At 46.5% G+C, this 22,891-nt stretch carries 21 protein-coding genes; 1 reads left to right on the top strand and 20 read right to left on the bottom strand.

Annotation, left to right across the window (positions count from 1 at the left end):
* The 10 genes from hisF to AC9UEY_RS01935 form a co-directional block, all read right to left on the bottom strand.
* The coding region (hisF, locus tag AC9UEY_RS01980) for an imidazole glycerol phosphate synthase subunit HisF (RefSeq protein WP_509537037.1) at positions 1–448 on the bottom strand (448 nt) is incomplete at its 3' end.
* Positions 445–1,170 (bottom strand): bifunctional 1-(5-phosphoribosyl)-5-((5-phosphoribosylamino)methylideneamino)imidazole-4-carboxamide isomerase/phosphoribosylanthranilate isomerase PriA, encoded by a 726-nt coding sequence (gene priA / locus AC9UEY_RS01975; RefSeq protein WP_509537035.1) that lies wholly within the window; start codon positions 1,168–1,170, stop codon positions 445–447. The genes hisF and priA, both read right to left, overlap by 4 nt.
* On the bottom strand, positions 1,167–1,769 hold the full coding sequence (gene hisH / locus AC9UEY_RS01970) for an imidazole glycerol phosphate synthase subunit HisH (RefSeq protein WP_509537032.1): 603 nt from the start codon (positions 1,767–1,769) through the stop codon (positions 1,167–1,169). The genes priA and hisH overlap by 4 nt, the downstream gene beginning before the upstream one ends.
* On the bottom strand, positions 1,766–2,350 hold the full coding sequence (hisB, locus tag AC9UEY_RS01965) for an imidazoleglycerol-phosphate dehydratase HisB (RefSeq protein ID WP_509537030.1): 585 nt from the start codon (positions 2,348–2,350) through the stop codon (positions 1,766–1,768). The genes hisH and hisB overlap by 4 nt, the downstream gene beginning before the upstream one ends.
* 11 nt (positions 2,351–2,361) lie before the next feature.
* The gene (locus tag AC9UEY_RS01960; protein WP_509537028.1) at positions 2,362–3,447 is read right to left on the bottom strand and encodes a histidinol-phosphate transaminase; all 1,086 of its coding nucleotides are present in this window, start codon (positions 3,445–3,447) and stop codon (positions 2,362–2,364) included.
* On the bottom strand, positions 3,447–4,754 hold the full coding sequence (gene hisD, locus AC9UEY_RS01955) for a histidinol dehydrogenase (protein ID WP_509537025.1): 1,308 nt from the start codon (positions 4,752–4,754) through the stop codon (positions 3,447–3,449). The genes AC9UEY_RS01960 and hisD overlap by 1 nt, the downstream gene beginning before the upstream one ends.
* 42 nt (positions 4,755–4,796) lie before the next feature.
* Entirely contained in the window at positions 4,797–8,294 is a 3,498-nt protein-coding gene (gene dnaE, locus AC9UEY_RS01950; RefSeq protein ID WP_509537023.1) for a DNA polymerase III subunit alpha, read from the bottom strand.
* An 18-nt stretch (positions 8,295–8,312) separates the two neighbouring features.
* Positions 8,313–9,254 (bottom strand): RluA family pseudouridine synthase, encoded by a 942-nt coding sequence (locus AC9UEY_RS01945; protein WP_509537020.1) that lies wholly within the window; start codon positions 9,252–9,254, stop codon positions 8,313–8,315.
* A gap of 2 nt (positions 9,255–9,256) precedes the next feature.
* Positions 9,257–9,730 (bottom strand): signal peptidase II, encoded by a 474-nt coding sequence (lspA, locus tag AC9UEY_RS01940; RefSeq protein WP_509537017.1) that lies wholly within the window; start codon positions 9,728–9,730, stop codon positions 9,257–9,259.
* Positions 9,731–9,738: 8 nt separating this feature from the next.
* Complete coding sequence (locus AC9UEY_RS01935) at positions 9,739–10,539, bottom strand: TraR/DksA family transcriptional regulator (protein ID WP_509537014.1); 801 nt, start codon at positions 10,537–10,539, stop codon at positions 9,739–9,741.
* Between the two features lie 270 nt (positions 10,540–10,809).
* Between AC9UEY_RS01935 and ileS the strand changes: the two genes are divergently transcribed.
* Positions 10,810–13,920 carry an isoleucine--tRNA ligase gene (gene ileS / locus AC9UEY_RS01930; protein WP_509537011.1) on the top strand — a complete coding sequence of 1,037 codons (3,111 nt, stop codon included), beginning with the start codon at positions 10,810–10,812 and terminating at the stop codon, positions 13,918–13,920.
* Here ileS and AC9UEY_RS01925 read toward each other — a convergent pair.
* The 10 genes from AC9UEY_RS01925 to murD form a co-directional block, all read right to left on the bottom strand.
* Positions 13,917–14,201: a YggT family protein gene (locus tag AC9UEY_RS01925; RefSeq protein ID WP_509537009.1), complete on the bottom strand. Its 285-nt coding sequence runs from the start codon at positions 14,199–14,201 to the stop codon at positions 13,917–13,919. The two genes, ileS and AC9UEY_RS01925, sit on opposite strands and share 4 nt — an antisense overlap.
* Positions 14,202–14,204: 3 nt before the next feature.
* Positions 14,205–14,681, bottom strand: coding sequence for a cell division protein SepF (locus tag AC9UEY_RS01920; RefSeq protein ID WP_509537006.1), 477 nt, complete (start codon positions 14,679–14,681; stop codon positions 14,205–14,207).
* 9 nt (positions 14,682–14,690) lie between these two features.
* Complete coding sequence (locus AC9UEY_RS01915; protein ID WP_509537004.1) at positions 14,691–15,347, bottom strand: YggS family pyridoxal phosphate-dependent enzyme; 657 nt, start codon at positions 15,345–15,347, stop codon at positions 14,691–14,693.
* Positions 15,344–15,994 (bottom strand): purine nucleoside phosphorylase YfiH/LACC1 family protein, encoded by a 651-nt coding sequence (locus tag AC9UEY_RS01910; protein ID WP_509537001.1) that lies wholly within the window; start codon positions 15,992–15,994, stop codon positions 15,344–15,346. Before AC9UEY_RS01910 ends, AC9UEY_RS01915 begins: the two co-directional genes overlap by 4 nt.
* Positions 15,995–15,998: 4 nt before the next feature.
* A complete protein-coding gene (ftsZ, locus tag AC9UEY_RS01905; protein ID WP_509536998.1) occupies positions 15,999–17,129 on the bottom strand; it encodes a cell division protein FtsZ in 1,131 nt (376 codons plus the stop codon).
* A 137-nt stretch (positions 17,130–17,266) separates the two neighbouring features.
* Positions 17,267–17,905, bottom strand: a complete 639-nt coding sequence (locus AC9UEY_RS01900; protein WP_509536995.1) for a cell division protein FtsQ/DivIB — start codon at positions 17,903–17,905, stop codon at positions 17,267–17,269.
* A gap of 2 nt (positions 17,906–17,907) precedes the next feature.
* The gene (murC, locus tag AC9UEY_RS01895) at positions 17,908–19,293 is read right to left on the bottom strand and encodes a UDP-N-acetylmuramate--L-alanine ligase (protein WP_509536993.1); all 1,386 of its coding nucleotides are present in this window, start codon (positions 19,291–19,293) and stop codon (positions 17,908–17,910) included.
* Positions 19,290–20,366 carry a UDP-N-acetylglucosamine--N-acetylmuramyl-(pentapeptide) pyrophosphoryl-undecaprenol N-acetylglucosamine transferase gene (locus AC9UEY_RS01890; RefSeq protein ID WP_509536990.1) on the bottom strand — a complete coding sequence of 359 codons (1,077 nt, stop codon included), beginning with the start codon at positions 20,364–20,366 and terminating at the stop codon, positions 19,290–19,292. Before AC9UEY_RS01890 ends, murC begins: the two co-directional genes overlap by 4 nt.
* Positions 20,354–21,520, bottom strand: coding sequence for a putative lipid II flippase FtsW (ftsW, locus tag AC9UEY_RS01885; protein WP_509536987.1), 1,167 nt, complete (start codon positions 21,518–21,520; stop codon positions 20,354–20,356). The genes AC9UEY_RS01890 and ftsW overlap by 13 nt, the downstream gene beginning before the upstream one ends.
* The gene (gene murD / locus AC9UEY_RS01880; protein WP_509536984.1) at positions 21,513–22,889 is read right to left on the bottom strand and encodes a UDP-N-acetylmuramoyl-L-alanine--D-glutamate ligase; all 1,377 of its coding nucleotides are present in this window, start codon (positions 22,887–22,889) and stop codon (positions 21,513–21,515) included. The genes ftsW and murD overlap by 8 nt, the downstream gene beginning before the upstream one ends.
* Positions 22,890–22,891 lie beyond the last annotated feature (2 nt).

The following is a 22,891-nucleotide window of genomic DNA, read 5'->3' as shown; positions in this document are numbered from 1 at the left end:
CACGGCCACCATGTGTTGTGACTTCAAAACCAGAATTAGTGCGTGCACGTCTTGCATCAACGGAAAGAACTAAAACCTGTGATCCAAAACGATCTGCAATTTCAGCAATCAATTCTGGGCGGGCAATTGCAGATGTATTGATCGAAACCTTATCAGCACCTGCACGTAGTAATCGATCTACATCTTCAACACTTCTGATTCCACCGCCAACTGTGAGTGGAATAAACACTTGTTCTGCTGTGCGGCGAACAACATCCAAAGTTGTTTCACGTCCTACAACACTTGCTGAAATATCTAAAAAGGTTAGCTCATCAGCACCTTCGAGGTTATAGAGCGATGCCATTTCAACTGGATCACCCGCATCAACTAAATCTGTGAAGTTAACACCTTTGACCACGCGACCATCAGTAACATCTAAACAAGGAATGATGCGAACAGACAAGCTCATTTTCCGCTGACCTTTAGCGCCTCAATCAATGTGAACTTACCGGCATATAATGCCTTACCCACTATCGCACCTTCAACACCGCTACCAACTAGTGCGGCAAGAGCTGCAATGTCATCAAGAGATGAAATACCACCACTTGCAATTACTGGCTTTGTTGTTGCAGCACATACTGATTTAAGTAATTCAATATTTGGTCCAGCCAATGTTCCATCTTTAGCAACATCTGTAACAACATATCGAGCACAACCATCGCGATCTAAGCGCTCAAGGGTTTCAAACAAATCTCCACCCTCTTTTGTCCATCCGCGAGCTGCCAGAGTATGACCGCGAACATCTAAGCCAACTGCAATGCGATCTCCGTACTCACCAATTACGCGCGCAGTCCATTCCGGATCTTCAAGTGCGGCTGTTCCTAAATTAACGCGTCGACAACCTGTAGCAAGTGCGCGCTTGAGTGATTCATCATCGCGAATTCCACCAGATAACTCCACCTTGATATCAAGTCTGCCTACCACTTCTGCCAACAGAGCTGAGTTTTCCCCGCGACCGAAGGCGGCATCTAAATCAACAAGGTGTAGCCATTCAGCACCTGCTGCTTGAAATTCAAGTGCCACATCTAATGGCGCACCATAAATACTTTCTTTATCTAGCTCGCCCTGAACTAATCTGACTGCGCGGCCATCTTTAACATCGACTGCAGGTAATAACTCTAAGTAGCTCATAGTGATTCCACCCAATTCTTAATCAACGCTAATCCAGCTGCGCCAGATTTTTCTGGGTGAAATTGAGTTGCACTGATATATCCATCTTCAACCGCTGCTAAAAACTTTTCACCGTGGGTGCTCCATGCCTGCGTTGTTCCCACAGCTTTTTTGGCTGCATATGAGTGAACAAAGTAAAAGGACTCGCCTTCAACACCGTCAAAAAGTGTTGAAGTTGAAGCAGCTTCAACTGTGTTCCAACCCATGTGAGGCAAGATGGGAGCATCTAATTGCGAAACAGTTCCATCCCAAATTCCGATTCCGGCATGTGGTGCGCCATCTGAATGCTCTGTGCCCTGACTAAACATGATTTGCATCCCAATACAGATGCCTAACGTTGGACGCTCTTTTGCCAAACGCTCACGCACAATTGCCCCACCATCAACTGCATTTAAACCATTCATGCATGCAGCAAAGGCACCAACACCTGGAACTACTAATCCTTCTGCTTGGAGTGCAACGGTTCGATCTGATGTAACAACTACATCTTTACCAGCTGTTGCAAATGCGCGTTCTGCAGATCGTAGATTTCCAGATCCGTAGTCAAGAATTGCTATCAAAGAGATCCTTTTGTAGATGGAATTCCGGCGACTCTGCCATCTAGTGAAACTGCATCACGCAGTGCGCGAGCAACGGCCTTGAACTGTGCTTCAAATACGTGGTGAGCATTGCGACCTTCTAGAACACGAATGTGTAATGCGATGTGTGCTTCGGCAACAATTGACTCCCAAATGTGCTTACCCAGTGTTGTATCAAAAGTTCCGATGAGCTCAACAATTTCTGGTTGGCGGTGCACCAAATATGGACGACCTGAAAGATCTACAGCTGCTTGAACCAATACCTCATCCAAAGGAACCATTGAATCGCCAAAGCGACGAATGCCTGCTTTATCGCCCAGTGCTTCACGAAGTGCCTGACCAAAGGCAAGTGATGTGTCCTCAACTGTGTGGTGGGAATCAACATCAATATCACCAGTTGTTTTAACTGTGAGATTAAAACCAGAGTGCTTTCCTAGTTGAGACATCATGTGATCAAAGAAAGGCACACCTGTATCTACATCGATGATGCCTTGACCGTCGAGATTGAGTTCAACGAGTACGTGTGACTCCTTGGTCTTTCTTTCAACGCGCGCTGTTCTCATGGCTTTCTCCTTTAAATGAGCTCTTTGAGGGCTGATAAAAATAAATTGTTCTCGGCTTCATTGCCAATTGTGACTCTTAAGTACCCTGATAATCCCACATCTCTAATCAGAACACCCTTTTCTAGCAAAGCCGCCCACAGTTGTGGCGCTTCTTGCTTGAAACCCGTGAACAAAACGAAGTTGGCACTGCTATCAATGGTGGTTAGGCCCATTTCTCGAAGTGCCTTAACAACAGACTCTCTGGCAGCAATAAGCGTTGCAACTCCACCTAATAACTCTGCTCGATGATCGATGGCAACTTGAGCTGCGGCTTGTGTCAATGCACTGAGGTGATACGGCAAGCGCACAATCATCATCGCATCTTTCACTACAACATCACTAACTAAGTAACCAAGACGAGCGCCAGCAAAAGCGAAGGCTTTGCTCATCGTGCGAATCACAATTACATATGGATTGTTGGCAATTAATGTGACAGCTGATTTTTCCTGCGAAAATTCTGCATAGGCTTCATCAACAACTAACAATCCACCAACTACCTTACAAGCATCTGCAAGCATCTGAACTTCATCAATTGTTACTGCCCCACCTGTTGGATTATTCGGTGTTGTAATAAAAGTTAGAGTTGGTTTGTGCTTTTGAATTTCTGCGACAGCATCAGCAGCATTCAAAGAAAAGTCTGCATTACGCTTGCCATCAATCCACTGTGCACCAGTCACCTTTGCAATGAGCGGGTGCATTGAATATGAGGGTGTAAATCCAAGAACTGACCCCGAAGCAAATGCCAAGAAAATCGATTGAATGATCTCGTTGCTGCCATTTGCCGCCCAGATATTGTCAGCAGAGAATTTAGTACCGCTCAACTCGTTAATGTAGCTCGCAAGTTTTGTGCGCAATACAGTTGCATCACGATCTGGATAGCGGTTTAAGTCCGCAGCAACCTTTGCAACTGCATCGGTAATTGCCTTTTGCAGAGCAAGTGATGGTGAATATGGATTCTCGTTTGTATTAAGTGATGCACGAGCCGGCACTTGCGGTGCACCGTAGGGTGACATTGGGCGAAGTGCTTCGCGCAGCGGTAACCAGGTTGGCCAACTCATTACAAATTCTCCAAGCGCACAGTCATTGCTTCACCGTGTGCTGGTAAATCTTCAGCATTAGCAAGGGTCACAACGGTATCGACGATGTCTGTAAAGGCTTTTTGGCCATACTCAATAAAGTGCAACCCACGCAGAAAAGTCTGCACAGATAATCCACTTGAGTGACATGCGCAACCGCCTGTAGGCAATACGTGATTTGAGCCAGCTGAATAATCTCCTAGGGACACAGGTGAAAAGCGTCCGATAAATACAGCTCCTGCGTTACGAATCTTGGCAGCATCACTGCGCGCATTTCGAGTTTGAATTTCAAGGTGCTCTGCAGCGTACGCGTTAACAACATCTAAGCCTTGTTCGATTGAATCAACCAAAGCAATTGCAGATTGGACCCCTGACAACGCGGTCTTAATTCGATCACTGTGCTTTGTGGCGTTCACGCGAACATTTAGCTCTGCCTCAACTGCTTTTGCTAACTCTGGGGAATCTGTAACGAGCACAGCTGCTGCAATCACATCGTGCTCTGCTTGGCTAATCAAATCTGCAGCAACATCTGCTGCAATTGCAGATGAATCGGCAAGGATTGCAATTTCAGTTGGGCCTGCTTCTGAATCAATTCCAATAATTCCGCGCAAAGCTCGCTTTGCAGCAGCAACATAAATATTGCCGGGTCCCGTTACTAAGTCAGCCTTTTCGCAGACACCATCCATACCGTAAGCAAAGAGGGCAATCGCTTGGGCTCCGCCGACTGCATAGACCTCAGTAATTCCAAGGAGCGCGCACGTTGCAAGAATTGTTGGGTGCGGCAATCCGTCAAACTCTTTTTGTGGAGGGGATGCAACGGCAATTGATTGCACCTTTGCAATTTGTGCGGGAATAACATTCATCATCACGCTGCTGGGATAAACAGCGCGACCGCCAGGGACATAGAGTCCAACGCGATCAACTGGAATCCATTTTTCAGTAACAGTTCCGCCATCTACGACTGTCGTTCTCTTATCTGTTCGAACTTGATCGTTATGGACCTTTTTAATTCTAGAAATCGAAAGCTCTAGTGCTGTTTTAATTGCTGGTTCTAACTCTGACAATGCCTTGTCTAGTTCTTTTTGTGGCACTCGAATACTTGCCGGTGTAACTCCATCAAACTCTTGGGCCAGGGCAATTAGATCCGCCTCGGTTCCATTTTTAACTCGATCGAGAATTGGCTGAATTAGCACCATCGCCTCTGCCACATTAAGCGTGGCACGAGGAAGTTCGAGGTTGTATTGGGCTTTAGATAGGGCTCGCCCGCGCAGGTCAACGGTACGAATCATTGGGCAATTGTAACGGTTGAGCCCCCAACCTTGTTGCTCAATTTAGACGAGGCAGTTAGGTCCCAGAATTGATTTCAGATCCGCGCTCAAACTTGGTGATGAAGTGATTAATGCATCAACCTTCATAACAGTGCTATTTCCGTTGTCATTGAGTTGCAAGTGAACTTCCCGCTTGCCCGGATGTGAACGCAAGATCTCCTTGATTCGTTCAACTACTGGCGGTGTGCACTGCTGAATTGGCAATGAAATAACTAGCGGACCAGTCGGAGTTGCATTGATATCTGGCATCGACATTTCAAGTGCTGTAAAACGCAATTTATCTTCTCGGCGATCTACTCGACCTCGGATTGTGACGATTCGGTCTTCTGTGAGCGACATTGAGTACTGATTGTAAGTATTAGCAAAGAACAAGACTTCAAGTGATCCCTCAAGATCTTCAACAGTGACAACTGCCCATGAAGCACCCTGTCTTGAGACTTTGCGTGTAACGCTGGTGATCAATCCACCAATGGTGACAATAGATTCATGCTGAGCGCCATCATCAACAATTTCGCTAATAGACATATCTGTATTGGCACGCAGAACATGTTCAACGCCAAGAAGTGGATGATCTGAAACGTAGAGTCCTAACATTTCGCGCTCGTATGAAAGCAGCATCGATTTATCCCACTCACCTGTTGGAACTTCGATATCTAATCCTGAAACTGCAGTAACTGCTTCCCCACCAAATAAATCAAACTGCCCAATAGCTTCGGCTCGTTTTGATTCGATCACAGAGTCAATCGCCTCTAAGTGGATGGCAATCAATCCCTTACGAGTAGAACCCAGGGATCCAAATGCTCCAGCTTTGATCAGTGATTCAATTGTCTTTTTATTACACACTTGAGCATCAACCTTTGCAAGGAAATCTCCAAAGGAGGTGTAGCGACCCTTGCTCGTGCGCGCACTCTTAATTGAGGCTACGACACCTTCTCCAACATTTCTAATCGCAGCTAAACCAAAACGAATATCAACACCTCGTGGTGTGTACTCAGCATCAGATTCATTGACATCAGGTGATAAAACTTTGATTCCCATGCGACGACATTCAGATAGGTATAGCGCCGACTTGTCCTTGTCATCGCGAACAGATGTAAGAAGGGCAGCCATGTATTCAGTTGGATAGTTAGCCTTGAGGTAGGCGGTCCAATATGAAACAACTCCATATCCAGCAGAGTGAGCACGGTTAAAGGCGTAATCTGAAAAGGGAATCAAAACTTCCCACAATCGCTTAATTGCAGTTGTCGAGAATCCGTTCTCCTTCATACCTGCTTCAAAGGGAACGTACTCTTTATCCAGAATCTCTTTGTTCTTCTTTCCCATTGCCTTACGCAAAAGATCTGCGCGGCCCAGTGAGAAACCAGCAACCTTTTGCGCAATCGCCATTACCTGCTCTTGATACACGATTAGGCCGTAGGTATCACCAAGAATTTCCTGAAGTGGTTCAGTTAATTCTGGGTGAATTGATTCGACGGGCTTACGCTTATTTTTACGATCTGCGTAGTTGTTATGCGCGTTCTCTCCCATTGGTCCTGGGCGATACAAAGCAATAACAGCTGAAATATCTTGAAATGAATCTGGTGACATGCTTTTGAGCAGTGCGCGCATAGGCCCACCGTCTAGCTGAAACACGCCTAATGTGTCGCCGCGGCTAAGCAACTCATATGTCTTTGGATCATCCAGCGTCAAGGTTTCTAGAACCACATCAATACCTTGATTTGCTGTGATGTTAAGTAAGCAATCATCTAGTACTGAAAGATTTCGGAGTCCCAAGAAATCCATCTTGAGTAATCCAGTTGCTTCACACGCTCCCATATCAAATTGAGTAATAATCGCGCCATCTGCTTCACGGCGATGAATTGGTATTACATCGAGCAAAGGTTCGCGAGACAAAATAACGCCGGCAGCGTGAACACCCCACTGGCGCTTCAAACCTTCAAGTCCGCGAGCGGTATCAACAACACGTTTTGAATCAGGATCAGAGTTATAGAGAGCACGGAATTCGCCAGCTTCTCCGTAACGATCATCCTTTGAATCAAAGACTCCACTTAAGGAAATGTCTTTTCCCATAACACTGGGAGGCAAGGCTTTAGTGAGCTTTTCGCCAATGACATAGGGATATCCAAGAACGCGAGTTGAATCTTTAATAGCTTGCTTAGATTTAATGGTTCCGTAGGTAATGATCTGAGCAACGCGATCTTCACCATACTTATTGGTGGCATACCGAATCATTTCGCTGCGTCGACGCTCGTCAAAGTCCAAGTCAATATCTGGCATTGAAATACGCTCTGGATTAAGGAATCGCTCAAACAAGAGGCCATGTTCTAGTGGATCAAGACCAGTAATACCGAGCGCATATGCAACAAGTGAGCCCGCGGCAGATCCACGACCTGGACCAACGCGGATACCAACCTTTTTAGCATGAGCAACGAGGTCTGCAACTACAAGGAAGTAGCCAGGAAAGCCCATCTTTTCCATAACGCCCAGCTCATACTGCAAACGAGTCTCATGCTCGGCGGTTAACCGATCTCCCATACGTTCTTTGAGCCCACGCTCTGCCTCTTTTTTCAGCCAGGAATCTTCACTCTCACCTGCTGGCACCTCAAACTGTGGAAGTAAGTTTTCACCTTCACGAAGTGTGATGTTGCAACGCTCAGCAATAAGTAAGGTGTTGTCACAGCTTTCAGGAATTTCCTTAAATAGCTCTCGCATTTGTGCTGCGGTCTTAACGTAGAAAGTATCGTTATCAAACTTAAATCGCTTGGGATCTGCCAAGGTTGAACCTGACTGCACGCAGAGCAACGCTTCATGAGCAGGCGCATCTGACTGCTTTGTGTAATGAAGATCGTTGGTAGCAAGTAGCGGCAATCCAAGTTCTTTGCCAAGCTTTAATAGATCTTGCTTAACGCGGGCTTCGATTTCAATCCCGTGATCCATGACCTCTAGATAAAAGTTTTCAGCACCAAAAATATCCCGGTAAGCACTAGCTGCCTTGATCGCTTCTTTGTATGCACCCATACGTAAACGGGTTTGGATTTCGCCGCCCGGACATCCTGTTGTTGCAATCAATCCTTTTGAATAGGTTGCTAAGAGCTCGCGATCCATACGCGGCTTGTAGTAATAGCCTTCAAGTGAGGCAAGAGATGACAATCGAAATAGATTTGCAAGGCCTTGATTGTTTTCTGCCAGAATCGTCATGTGCGTATATGCACCGCCACCTGACACATCATCTTCTCCACCCGCAGCCCACTGCACACGCTTTTTATCAAAACGCGATTCGGGGGCAACGTAGGCTTCGATTCCGATGATCGGCTTTATGTCAGCATTTTTTGCAGCTTTATAAAAATCAAAGGCACCAAACACATTGCCGTGATCTGTCATTGCAATCGCAGGCATGCCTTGAGCCTTAACTTCAGACATTAAATCGCCAACACGAGCCGCCCCGTCGAGCATTGAATACTCGGTATGAACGTGCAGATGTACGAAATTATCGTTGGACATGATTGGCGAGATTAGTGCTTATGGAAGAACGGCGTCGGAAAGCAACGCCAGCGAGCGTGTGAGATCGGCTGGGTATGGGGCTTCAAAGTGAAGCGCCTTACCTGTTACTGGATGGGCAAAATTAAGTTCGGCAGCATGAAGCCAAGGTCTAGACATTCCTAAACTCTTACCCAGTACTGGATCTGCGCCATATGTCGTATCCCCCACCAAAGGATGGTGAAGGGCTGAAAAATGAACACGGATTTGGTGGGTGCGACCTGTTTCTAATTCGACTTTCACCATTGAAACGCCGCGATAAAACTCGATGACCTCATAGTGAGTGATTGATTCTTTTCCTGTAGCCATTACCGCAAAACGGTGATCCTCTTTTGGATGACGATCAATTGGTGCATCAATGGTTCCTGTTGTTGGATCCATGTGACCTTGAACCATTGCGTGATAAATCTTGTCCACTGTGCGATTACGAAACGCATCCTTTAAAACATGAAAGGCTGTATCACTCTTTGCAACAATCATTAATCCACTAGTACCAACATCTAGACGATGAACAATTCCTTGACGCTCTGCTGGGCCAGATGTTGAAATTGAGTAACCAGCTGCCATCAGCGCACCAACAACAGTTGGCCCTGTCCATCCTGGACTTGGGTGCGCCGCACAACCAACCGGCTTATCAATAACAACGATGTCGCTATCGTCATAAATAATGCTTAAGCCATCAATAGGTGTCAATGGAATTGGATCAGAGTTAATTGGCTCTGGCATCAATACTTCAATTACTTGTCCTGCGCTCACTCGATCTGACTTAGGCATTGGCTTGCCGCCAGTTGTGATGTCACCATCTTCAAGCAATTTAACAACAGCTGTGCGAGAGAGTCCTAGAACTCGAGTCAATGCACTATCAATACGTTCGCCTGCAACTCCTTCAGGAACGGTTAATGTGCGGGCGATGCGATTGCTCATACCTATGAGCCTACCTTTGTTATGGGTGGGATATTTCGGGCGGTAAGCACCATAGAAAGAAGTGCTGCAATGACAATTGCTGAGTCTGCAATGTTAAAAATTGGCCAATTCGGCAACTGCATCCAATCAATCACATGTCCCCGTAACACGCCTGGTTCGCGGAAGATTCGATCTACAAGATTTCCAAGAATTCCGCCCATTACAAGGCCCAAAACAACTGCCCATCCTTTAGAGGTAATTCGAGGTGAGAAGTAGAAAATTGCACCCAATACAAATAATCCGAAGATTGTTAAAAAGATAGTTGCGCCCTCTGCAAATGAGAAAGCTGCCCCTGAATTTCGAACCAAGGTCAGTTTGAAAAAAGATCCCAACACTTTGATATCTGGCTTGTTGGAAAGTGCGCTGACCGCCCAGATCTTTGTTGCTAAGTCGAGGATCCAAACAAACCAGGCAACACCAAAGAGTGTTCGCCACATGCGCACAGTTAGCGCCGTTCTTCCTTCTGCTTGCAGAGCATGCAGAGAGTTGCGCGAGGGAATACCTGAAGGCGTGCTTTACCAATTGGCGCTCCGCACTCTTCGCAATTTCCATACGTCTTGTTATCAATACGCTCAAGTGCGCGTTCTGTTTGCAAAACCATGTCACGTGCATTAATTACCAAAGACATCTCATGCTCGCGCTCAAAAGTTTTTGTTCCTGCATCTGCTTGATCATCTCCAGCACCTTCGCCAGATTCCTGGATCAACTCATCCATTTCAAGTTCAACAATTACGAGCTCTTTACGAAGACGTTCTAGCTCCTTTGAGATGTCAGTGCGAACAGCCTTAATTTCAGCATTGCTCCACGGAGCCTCAGTTTCGCTAACAACTACTGGAGTTGGAGCAACCTTGATTGGCTTAAGCGGTGCGACCTTCTTGCCACTCATTGCAGGACGTGGTGGAGGTGGCATAACCAATCGGCGCTCTTCAATAACTGGCGCAACAACTGGTGCTGTGACTGTTGAAACTGAGACAGTTTGAGATTTTTCATCAACAGTAAGAGTGGTCTTGGATGGAAATGGCTTTCCTGCAGCCTTCTTCACGGGAATGCTTTTCACCGCTGACTTCTTAACAGGAGCAGCCTTCTTTGCAGGAGCCTTCTTCACTACCTTCTTTACTAACTTCTTTACGGGAGCTTTTTTAGCAGCTTTTTTAGCAGGAGCCTTTTTCGCAGCCTTCTTCTTTAAGGGAGCCTTTTTTGCAGCAGCCTTCTTGGCAACCGCTTTTTTTACAGGCTTCTTAGGCATGTCGCGAACCTTATGCCCAAGGGGGCGCCTATACCAATTACGCCACGGTCAATTTTTAATACCTCTATGACCTACACTTAAGACCTCGCGTACACGGCGTTGACGGGGATATCACCTCACGAGCCGGCAGGAAGAAATGAGCCAGCGCTCATCTAGACCCAGCACGCAAGATACGAAGTGGCACACCACGGTGTGCAAGGCGGGTGGTACCGCGAAAGCTGCACATGCAGCGATCGTCCCTCCAGAGATTGTTTTCTGGAGGATTTTTTTATGTCATTTCGCGCCATCCCAGCAGCAGTTGATCTGCCTGCCGTCGAACATTCAATTTTAAAGTTCTGGCGCGATAACTCAATCTTTGAAAAAACAGTTGCAGCCCGTGAAGGCGCACCTACATGGACATTTTATGAAGGTCCTCCAACTGCAAATGGAATGCCAGGAACTCACCACATCGAAGCCCGTGTGTTTAAAGATTTGTTCCCGCGTTTTCACACAATGAAGGGCAAGCAGGTAACACGCAAAGCTGGATGGGATTGTCACGGTTTGCCTGTTGAAATCGCTGTAGAAAAAGAGTTGGGATTTTCCGGCAAGGGCGATATTGAAAAATACGGAATTGCTCCCTTTAATGACAAGTGCCGCGAATCAGTTCAGCGCCATGTAAGTGCCTTTACAGATATGACAGATCGCATGGGCTTCTGGGTTGATTTTGATGAGGCCTACTGGACGATGTCACCTGAATATGTTGAATCAGTGTGGTGGTCATTAAAAGAGATCTGGAAGCAGGGTCTACTTGTTCAAGACCATCGAGTTGCACCGTACTGCCCACGTTGCGGAACTGGATTATCAGATCACGAATTAGCCCAAGGTTATGAAACAGTTACAGATCCTTCAGTCTTTGTTCGTTTTCCTATTACATCAGGTGATCTAGTCGCCCTAAAAGCATCCCTGTTGGTGTGGACCACTACCCCGTGGACATTGGTTTCTAATACCGCCATTGCTGTTAATCCAGATGTTGAATACGTTGCTATTGAAGTTACCGATGAAGAGACAACTGAGGTATTAGTTGTTGCTAAAAATTTGATGGATGCTGTTAAAGGCGAGAAGAAGATCCTCAAGACCATGCTGGGTAAAGAACTTGAGCGCGTTACCTACAAGCGTCCATTTGATTACATCGAAATCGCAGATGCCCACTTTGTTGTTCTTGCAACATATGTAACAACTGAAGATGGAACTGGTCTAGTTCACCAATCCCCTGCCTTTGGCGCAGATGACTTAGCAGTGTGCCGTAGCTATGGATTGCCTGTTGTAAATCCAATCGCACCTGACGGACACTTTTTACCTGATGTTCCAGTTGTTGCCGGAATGTTCTTTAAGGATGCAGATAAGCCTTTGGTCAAAGAGTTAAAGGCAAGTGGTGCTCTCTATAAGCATCAACAGTACGAGCACACATATCCGCACTGCTGGCGCTGTCACACAGCTTTGATGTATTACGCACAACCATCCTGGTATATCCGTACAACTTCAATTAAAGATGCCCTACTGCGTGAAAACGCACAGACAGATTGGCATCCAGAAACAATTAAAGAAGGTCGCTATGGCGATTGGCTTAACAACAACATTGACTGGGCGCTTTCTCGTAACCGCTTTTGGGGAACACCACTACCAATCTGGCGCTGTGAAAATGAGCACGAGATCTGTGTTGATTCGCTCAAAGAACTTGGTGATTTGGCCGGACAAGAGCTCTCCAACCTTGATCCGCACCGCCCATTTGTCGATGACATTACCTTTGCATGTGCTGAATGCTCAGAGACAATGACACGTGTTCCTGAAGTGATCGACTGTTGGTATGACTCTGGTGCGATGCCATTTGCCCAATGGGGATACCCACACAAAGAAGGTTCTGTAGAAAAGTTTAAGGCCTCATATCCGGCTGATTTTATTTGCGAAGCAATCGACCAAACTCGTGGTTGGTTCTACACATTAATGACAATTGGAACATTGGTCTTTGATCAATCCTCCTACAAAACAGTGCTCTGCCTTGGTCACATCCTGGATAAGGATGGCCGCAAGATGAGTAAGCACCTAGGCAATGTTCTAGAGCCAATGGCCCTTATGGATCAGCATGGCGCAGATGCTGTTCGTTGGTACATGTTGGCTGCCGGATCTCCATGGGCTGCTCGCCGTGTAGGACATGACAGCCTCAATGAAGTTGTGCGAAAGACTTTGTTGACCTACTGGAACACCGTTTCCTTCCACGCTCTCTATGCAAATGCCTCTAACTTTGAAATATCACAAACACCACCACTTGCAGACCGTCCATTAATGGATCGTTGGATCATCTCTGAACTCAACATCTTGATTCAAGAAGTAGATACTGCCCTTGAAGATTTTGATTCACAGATTGCAGGCCGAGCCCTTGCGCGTTTCATCGATGATTTATCGAACTGGTATGTGCGCCGTTCTCGTCGACGTTTCTGGGATGCTGACACGGCAGCTCTTGGAACCTTGCATGAATGTTTAGTGACACTGACAAAGCTGCTTGCTCCACTAGTTCCATTTATTACTGAGCAGGTCTGGCAAGAGCTTGTGCGTCCAACAGATTCATCAGCTGTTGATTCTGTCCATTTAACTAATTGGCCAGTTGCACAAGCCTCTGCCATTGATACAGAACTTGGATCACAAGTTGCCTTGACCCGTCGCATTGTCGAACTGGGTCGTGCAACGCGGGCGGAATCTGGAATCAAGATTCGCCAGCCTTTGGGCCGAGCACTCATTGCAGCAAGTGGCTGGTCGACTTTGCCAGAGCAAATGCGCGAACAAATCGCCGATGAACTCAACGTTCAAACTCTCGAGGATATTGCTTCTGCTGATGGCGACCTAGTTGATATCAGCGTTAAAGCTAACTTCAAATCACTCGGTGCCAAGTTTGGCGGGGCGGTTCAAGAGATCTCTAAGGCAATTGCAGCAACTGATGCAACTGCGTTAGTAAAGACTTTGCGCGCAGCAGGTGTAACAAAGGTAGGCACCTGGGAAATTGCCCTCGATGACCTGGTCATCACTGAAGTGCCAAAGAGCGGATGGAGCGTTTCTTCACACGATGGGGAAAGCGTTGCCCTTGACCTAGAACTGACCCCTGCATTGATTGCAGCAGGCAGTGTGCGAGAGGTAATTAGATTTATTCAGGAACGTCGAAAGAGTGATGGCTTTGATATCTCTGATCGAATCACTCTGACATGGAATGCAACAGAAGAAATTGCAGCAGCAATTGAGTCTGACAAGCAGCACATCGCAGATGAGGTCTTGGCACTATCGATGGTGCGGGATAGCTCTTTAGCTGTGACTGATGCAGAAGTTGGTGTTGAAGTCGTACTGGTTAAAAACTAAATACGACTGACAAAGCTCATCAGAATTTGTGTTCCGAAAAAGAGCACAATGAAACTCATGTCTAGGCTTACAGATCCAAGTCGAAGTGGTGGGACAAATCGTCCAACAAACTTCATTGGCTTGTCTGTCACCGTATAAATGGCTTCTACCAAATACAGGATTGGACCTTTTGGGCGCCAGGTGCGGGAAAACATTTGAACATAATCAAAGATTAAACGACCAAGCAGGGCATAGAGAAAAACTTGCAGGATAGTTGCAAGCAGTGAGCCAACGCTCAACATAGGTCAGCTCTGGTTAAAAAAGCTTGCTTGTGCAGCAGCTGATTTATCTTCGGTGCTGACATTTACATTTGCAGGTGAAATAAGAAATACCTTCTTAGTTACGCGCTCAATAGTTCCGTGCAAACCAAATGCGAGTCCACTTGCAAAGTCAACAAGACGCTTGTGCTCTGATTCATCCATTTCAGTCAGGTTGATGATGACTGGGTTTCCCATCCGGAAGTGCTCACCAATCGTGCGCGCTTCGTTATAGAAACGAGGATGCAAGGTAATGATGCGATCTAATACTGGAAGATCAAGCTGAGGTGCTACTTCAACAACTGATGAGCGACGAACCGCTGATACTGCACGAGCTTCGCGAGCTTTGATGCGAACATCACCGGTTGATGCAACAGCTGGAATAGATGCTGCTTCTGGAGTATCAAATTGAGGATCATCCATCAAGCCAAGATAGTTTCCGATACGACGCATTGGATTAGACATAGGTAAAGGTTATCGGTGGGGTGAGCGAGAACCGAGGATTGATGAACCTACGCGCACATGTGTCGCGCCATGGGAAATTGCTGTTTCATAATCCCCACTCATGCCGGCCGATAAAGATTTAGCCCCAGGGAAAAGCTTCATAAATTCCGTATGAATCACTGCTAATTGAGCAAACCCTTGGTTGGGATCCATCTCTACCGGGGGCACTGACATCAAGCCAGCCAGGGTGTGGGTGGGCGACTTTTCAACTAATGAAGCCAAGGAATACAACTCTTCAAGACCTGCTCCCCCGCGATGATGGGCGCCATCTAATGAAACCTGCAGGAATATCTGCAAAGGATGCGGTGCAACTTTTTCAATGATTTCAAAATGGCGTGGGTCATCTAGAGAGTGAATAACTGAGGCCCAGGAAGTAATCGATTTCAACTTATTACTTTGAATCTGACCTTGAAAATGCCAGGTGCCAGAAACAATTGCTGCTTTTCCAGCACCTTCGGCATCTCGGTTCTCACCAAAATCCCGAACACCCAGTTCATGCAAAATCTGTGCATCACTTACCGGAAAAGTCTTTGTGACAGCAATCAAGGTCACTTCGTGATCTGCCACTTTTGCGATCTTTGAACGTGCTAACTCCAGGTTTTGAGACAACTCTTCTCTGCGGTTCATAAACTCACTACCCCCGCAAAACGCCCAGTTGGATTATCCCTGCGGTGAGAATAATAGAGTGGGTCTTCCTTCGTACAGATCACCGATGCCTCATAAGAAACACCCTCAGCGGTGAGATCTGCGATCAAGCCGGCGGGAAGATCTAGCCCCGGAGTTCCTTGATGAGTTGTTGACAATGCCCGCGGATGATCTGCAATAACATCTTGCTGCATTTGCAAAGGCACTTCATAGCACTTGCCGCAAATGGAAGGACCAAGAATTGCATGCACCTGGATTGCACCGAGTGCCCGCATGTGATGCAGCGCTTTGATTGCAACCTTATTGACTAAGCCTGCCCTACCCACGTGCACGGCAGCTACCGCCTCTTGTGAAATAAGCAGCAGCGGAATGCAATCTGCAACCATGACCGCTAAAGAAACACCTTTTGTTCTTGTTATCAGTGCATCACAGGTTGGCTCTTGCTCAAGCACATGTTCAATCTCAACAACTTCATTTCCATGTACCTGATTCATAAATTGCGTACCGCCCAACAAAGCGCGATTGGCACTTACAGCCGCAGCTTCATCACCAACATGAAAGCCAAAGTTCAAGGATTCATAAGCGCCAAGGCTGGAGCCTTTGCGTCGATCAGTGAAAAAGTGAGGCAAAGCCTTACTTCATGAAGTCAGGGACGTCGATTTCATCCTCTGCAACGAGCTCCTCAAAGGAAACGCGGCGCCTGGGAGTGTCATTGCCCAGATCTAAAGCCACAGAGATTGGATCATTTGATGCAATCGGATCTGCAACCCCGCCCAGCGTTGCTGCATTGATCGTTGGCGTTGATACCCGCTTAGGTTCCCCGCCCTCAAATCCAGCTGCAACAACAGTGATTCGAACTTCATCGCCCAGAGCATCATCAATTGTTGTTCCAAAGATGAACTTTGCATTTGGATGCACAGCTGATTGAACTAGCTCGCACGCCTCATTAACTTCGAACAAACCAAGATCTGATCCACCTGAAACAGAAAGCAGAACACCCATAGCGCCATCAATTGATGCTTCAAGAAGTGGGCTTGAGATTGCAAGCTCTGCGGCACGTATTGCACGATTTTCTCCACGAGCAGAACCAATCCCCATTAATGCAGAACCGGCACCTGACATAACAGCTTTCACATCTGCAAAGTCCAGGTTGATCAAACCCGGTTGAGTGATGATCTCTGTAATTCCTTGAACACCAGATAATAATACCTGATCTGCGCTCTTAAATGCATCTGCCAAAGTTATTGTGCGATCTGAAATTGCTAGCAAACGATCGTTTGGAATAACAATCAATGTATCAACTTCAGCACGTAGTGCTTCGATACCAACATCTGCTTGAGCCGCACGCAACTTTGCTTCAAATGAGAATGGACGAGTAACAACACCAATTACTAATGCACCACTATCTTTTGCAATTTTTGCAACGATTGGCGCAGCACCTGTCCCGGTTCCGCCACCTTCACCTGCAGTAACAAACACCATGTCAGCACCGCGCAATATTTCTTCAATGTCATCTGCGTGATCTAGTGCAGCTTCACGACCCTTATCTGGATCCATACCTGCGCCAAGTCCGCGAGTTGTCTTGCGACCAATATCTAATTTCACATCAGCATCACTCATTAATAAATGTTGTGCATCTGTATTAATTGCAATGAACTCGACACCTTTTAATCCAACATCGATCATGCGATTAACTGCGTTAACTCCACCGCCACCAATGCCGACAACTTTGATGACCGCTAAATAATTTTGTGGTGAAGCCACTGTGTTTCCTCCTTATGAACCATAAACCTCAACTTGAGGCTTACTATTCAATGCTTTTCTATAAGGCGAACCTAAAGCGCATACGGGTGATTATCAAACACCGACATGAACTGTTTACCGTGTCGTAATCTCAATAATTATTTAACGATTGGTGCATGTGGTGCCGAAACATCAACTCTTTTAATTGCTGCATTTTCTGGCAACGCGATAAGTGCTTTATAAACCTTTAATTTCAATTCATTCTCGCCATCAGTGCCCCAACGGACCTCAAGATTCTTGCCAGCATTATTAACAATTAGGACAAGTGATCCAGTACTGCGGACCTTTACAACGCTCAATGCTTCCTTGAGGTCTGCTGGAAGAGTCGTGAAAAAGGTGACAGCTTTTGTGGCCGCGGTTAAATCACCGGCTTGTATCTGGACCAAATCTGATGAAGCTGGCCCACGTAGCATAAAGCTCTTACCTGTCGAATCTATGACTTTGTTGTTATATATCGCAACCGGTGTTCTCTCTGTTAAATCAATAGTGACCTTGCCATTAATCCAGTTTCTAGAAACCTTTGCGCTAGCTACCCAATCAAGAGTTTCAAATTTTGCAGCCACTGCGCGAGGCTCAACGCGAGCTAGCTTTTGTCCCTTAACAATCCCAGAACTTACTTGCGTACTTGATCCCTTAATTTCGATAGAGCTGACTGTAAATAGTGTGGACCAACCAAGAACATATGTGGCACCTACAAGTAGTACTGCTGAAACTAGAAGGATGAGACGACGATTCATGGCTATGCAAAACGTCGATTCAGGCCATCAACAATGATTAGTGCAAGACAGCTAACATCACCTGCACCCAGCGTCATGATCACATCGCCAGGCTGGGCCATCTCAATCACTGAATCTGTGACTTCAACAAAGTTAGGGATGTACTCACCCTTCTTCATTTGGCTAGTAATTAACTTTGATGTCACACCTTCTATTGGCTTTTCACTGGCTGCATATACCTCTAGAACTATCGCCCGGTCTGCAACATCAAGCACAGTTGCAAAAGCAGCGGCAAATGCTTTTGTTCGGGAGTATCTATGTGGTTGGAAAATTACGATCAAGCGACCATCTGCCGCATATCGTTTGGCCGCTTCCAGTGTCACCTGAATCTCTGTTGGATGATGCCCATAATCATCAATGACTCGAACTCCATGCACAGTTCCAATGAGTTCAAAGCGGCGCCCAGTCCCCCGGAAAGTGCTCAAGCCAGTGAGTAATTCAGCTGCGCCAAAACCAAGCTTTAATCCTGTTGCTAACACACCTGCTGCATTTAATAAGTTGTGATGGCCAGGCACTTGCAACTCAATGTGGCCAACACTCTTTCCATTCCACACAGCCCGCGCAGATGAACCCATTGTCATCAACTCAATCTGGTCAATGTGTAGATCGGCGCCTTCTGCAACTCCATATGAAATCAATTGCACATTCTTTGTCGTGCCAGCTAACGCCACAGCACCGGCATCATCTGCGCAATACGTAAGGAAACCTTCGGGCTTAATCGTTGCTGCAAAATCTCTAAACGCCTGGGCAACAGATTCTGGGGTGGGGAAAAAGTCCACATGATCATGCTCCACATTTGTAACGATGGCGGCAAATGGGTGATATTCAATAAATGAACCATCTGACTCATCGGCCTCTGCCACAAAGATCTCACCAGTTCCGCGATGTGCATTCGATCCAGAGGCGGTAATTGTTCCGCCGATTGCAAAGGATGGATCTGCAGCACATGCTTGGAGTGCAACTGCCAACATGGAAGAAGTTGTGGTCTTTCCATGTGTGCCTGCAACGGCAACGCTCTTTGATTCAGACATCAGAACTGCAAGTGCTGCGGCGCGGGTCAAAATTGGAATCTTAAGCTCTACCGCCCTTGCTCGCTCAGGGTTGCTAGCCGATACCGCTGTTGAATACACAACAAGATCTGCGCCATCAACATGTGCTGCATCATGTGAAGTCGCAACAGTTGCACCCAATGCTGAAAGTACAATGACAACGGATGAATCCTTTGCATCAGATCCGCTGACTGTGATGCCGTGCGATAAAGCTATGCGTGCTAATCCACTCATTCCGGCTCCACCAATACCAATGAAGTGAATGCGCTTACCAATTAATGAAGAGAGAGATTGGCTCATGGCTTCATCGCAAACTCAGTAAGTGCCACTATCTTTTCGGCAGCATGTAGGTCTGCGCCATTACCTGCAATAGGAGCTGAAGCAGACTTTGCGAGCAGACCAGCAATCTGTGCTTTCAAGAAATCTGCAGTAAATTCTTTTTGGCTAATAACTTGCGCGCGACTATCTGCAACTAGGGATGCGGCATTAACAAACTGCTCGCCATTTCCTATTGGTAGAGGCACGAAAAGAGCGTAACGGCCAAGGGCTCTAAATTCGCTACATGTCACAGCCCCGCTGCGCCCGATGATCACATCAGCAGCCAAATACGCATCTGCCATTGCATCCACATATACAACGGGTTTATACCCACCGCTGGCCTGTGGCAACGCATTGAGTTTTCCGACTGAGTGCAAAACAGATAAGCCTTGTTTGTTAAACATTTCTACCGAGGATTCAATAACTTTGTTGATCGCAACCGATCCTTGAGATCCACCCATAACAAATACCAATGGCGCATCTGCTGAAAAACCAAGTCGAAGCTTTGCAGCCAGCCGGGCTGCGGCCCAATTAGATTGTGAATCATTAAATGCTTTGGCAACATCAGATCGTAAGGGCAGTCCAGCTAAAAGTGCGTGCTCGAACTTTCCAGAATCAACAGGGTGTGCAACAGCTAGGTGTTCTGAAAATGCAGCCCCCAGTCGATTTGCCCAACCAGGCTTTGCATTTGCTTCATGAATAACAATGGGAACACCTGAAATCTGGGCGGCAATATATGCCGGCGCACTCACATATCCCCCGAAGCCAATAACAACATCGGCCATCTTGATTACTTTCTTTGATGCCGAAACAGATGAAAGCAAATCAAATGGAATGTTTAGCCAGGAGGCAGATGGTCTGCGTGAGATCCGAACTCGCGGGATCAGATGCAGTTCAAAATTTGCTGCAGGCACCAAGGTAGTTTCAAGACCAGAGGATGTTCCCAGAAAAATAAGGCGATCATCTGGATGAGAGATTTTCCATTGACGTGCAACAGCTAAGGCGGGTTCAACATGGCCAGCTGTGCCGCCACCTGCCAGAACTACCGTAGCCATGGAATACCTGTTTCCTTTAATTCTCTATAGATTACTGGGTCTCTCCGAGCAGCCCCCAGCACAAAGCCGATCCCCATATACGTGGCGATAAGTGCGGAGCCACCATATGAAACAAATGGCAAAGTCACGCCCACAACAGGCAGAACGCTGATGGCAGAGCCAATGTTTAAAACAGTTTGAATTGCTAGCCAGCAACCAAACCCAGATGCGACATATCGAACCATAGGATCATGAGCACGAAGAGCTAACTTGAAAATAGAAAAGAGCAAAATACTCAGAAGAAGCAGTGTTGCGATTGTGCCGAACAATCCAAGCTCTTCACCGATAACAGCAAAGATAAAGTCTGTGTGCGCCTCTGCCAGATTGCCCCACTTTTGTCGGCTTGCGCCTAGTCCAACACCAAAAAAGCCACCACTAGCAAGGCCTAGCAAGCTGTGTGCAGGTTGCCATCCATAGAGCTTGTATTGATCTTCAGCAAAAGGATTAAGGAAAACCATAAAGCGCTGAACGCGATAGGGCGAGGTCAAGATCGCAGCAGTTAAACCAACTAGACCAACACTAAGTGCAATACCAAAAATTCCTAATCGCAACCCTGAAACCCACAATAATCCAGCCAAAATACAAGCAAAAATTGATGCTGTTCCTAAGTCACTTCCTAGCATTACCAAAATAATGCAGAGTGCAAAAGCAGGAGCTATTTGTTTAAGAACTACAGTGTGATCAACCCCGGAGCGCTCTTGTTTTGCCAGCATGAATCCGGCCCACAAAATCATAAGAAACTTTGCAATTTCGCTGGGCTGAACATCCACAAATCCCAAGCTAATCCAATTGTGATTACCGTTAACGCTCTTGCCGATTAATTGAACAAGTACAAGTAGGCCAATTGAGACAATAAATCCAAAGCGGGCTACTAACTTCCACTGGGCCAGTGAAAATCTTGAGAAAACCCAGGCCATCGGTATCGATAAAACTAGGAAGATAAACTGACGCAACACAATTGCGTAAGAGGAGCCTTTTGCATCAATGGAATAGATGGAAGATGCTGAAAAAACCATAATTAAGCCAAGAATGCTCAAACCCAGGGTGCTGCCAAGCAACATGTAGTAAAGATTGACCGGCTTTGTAAAAAAGGTTTCTCTCTGTTGATTAGCCATGTGCCACAACCTTGCGCACTGCAGCAGCAAAGCGATCTCCGCGATCGGCATATGAAATGAATTGATCCATCGACGCGCACGCCGGTGCCATCAACACCGTATCCCCGGGTGCTACCAACGTGGCAGCTTGTGCAACCACAGCCTCCATCAAAGAGTTTGAATCCCCACCACGTGTGTAGTCGGCAGGAGCATCAACAAGAATGCGAGGAATCTTAGGTGCGTGTTCTTGTAGAGCATCTGCAATCAATTGACGATCTGCGCCAATAAGAATTACCGCTTTAATCCGACCCTTACAGCGCTCTACGAGTGAATTCATGTCCGCGCCCTTTGCTAATCCCCCAGCAATCCACACAACAGATAGATGAGACATCAAAGATGCTGATGCAGCGTGTGGATTAGTTGCCTTGGAATCATCTACCCAAGAAACTAAATCACGCTCAAAAACTGTCTCTATGCGGTGTCGTCCTGGTGTGAACTCTTGCAACGCCTTTTGGATGTGCTCATGTGAAACTCCCACAGTTCGAGCAAGTGCTGCTGCAGATAATGCGTTAGAAACATTGTGGGGCACAGTTGGCGTGATGTCTTTTAGCTCACACATCATTGCCGCTTCCATAGGATCTGAAACAAATGCTCTATCAACTAATAACTCTTCAACAACGCCTATTTCACCCGGTGCTGGCGTATCAAGTGAGAAAAAGACCTTACGGCCCTTAAATCGATTGGCTCGCAATACAACCTGCTCATCATCGGCATTTAAAACAGCTATCTCTGCTCGATCTAGAATCGAAAACTTAGCATCGGCATAGGCATCAAAGGTGCCATGCCAATCTAGGTGATCATCTGCAATGTTTAGAATTGCCGCTGAAACAAATTGTGCTTGCTTGGCCCAATGTAGTTGGAAACTTGAAAGCTCTAGTACTAGATAGTCATAAGAATCTTTGCGATCAACTGCCTCAATGACGGTGTCCCCCACATTGCCACATGCCACAGCTTTTAAGCCAGCGGTTTGTAAAATCTTGGCAACCATCTCAACTGTTGTTGTCTTTCCATTCGTGCCGGTCAGGGCCAGCCATTTTTGTCCTGGTGAATCCTCTGTGCGAATCTGCCAGGCAAGATCAATTTCATTAAGAATCAAAAGGCTACTTGCTAAAACTTTTTTAACTAGTGGGTGATCCTGCCGCCAACCTGGAGAGATCACGACAGCATCAAAATTCGCTAGATCAACATCTTCTGGCTTTACCGCATCATGTGAATTGTCATCTGTGATTGTTACTAAACCACCACGGCTTTTCAATGCCTTAGCAACCGCCGACCCCGTTACACCGGCTCCCAATATAAGGAAACGTTGGTCGGCAAAGTGAATTGACATTT

It is taken from the genome of Candidatus Planktophila sp., assembly GCF_040402275.1.
Classification (GTDB): Bacteria; Actinomycetota; Actinomycetes; order Nanopelagicales; family Nanopelagicaceae; genus Planktophila.
Note: the sequence above shows the minus strand (reverse complement) of the source record. Positions and strands in the feature narration are given on the sequence as shown.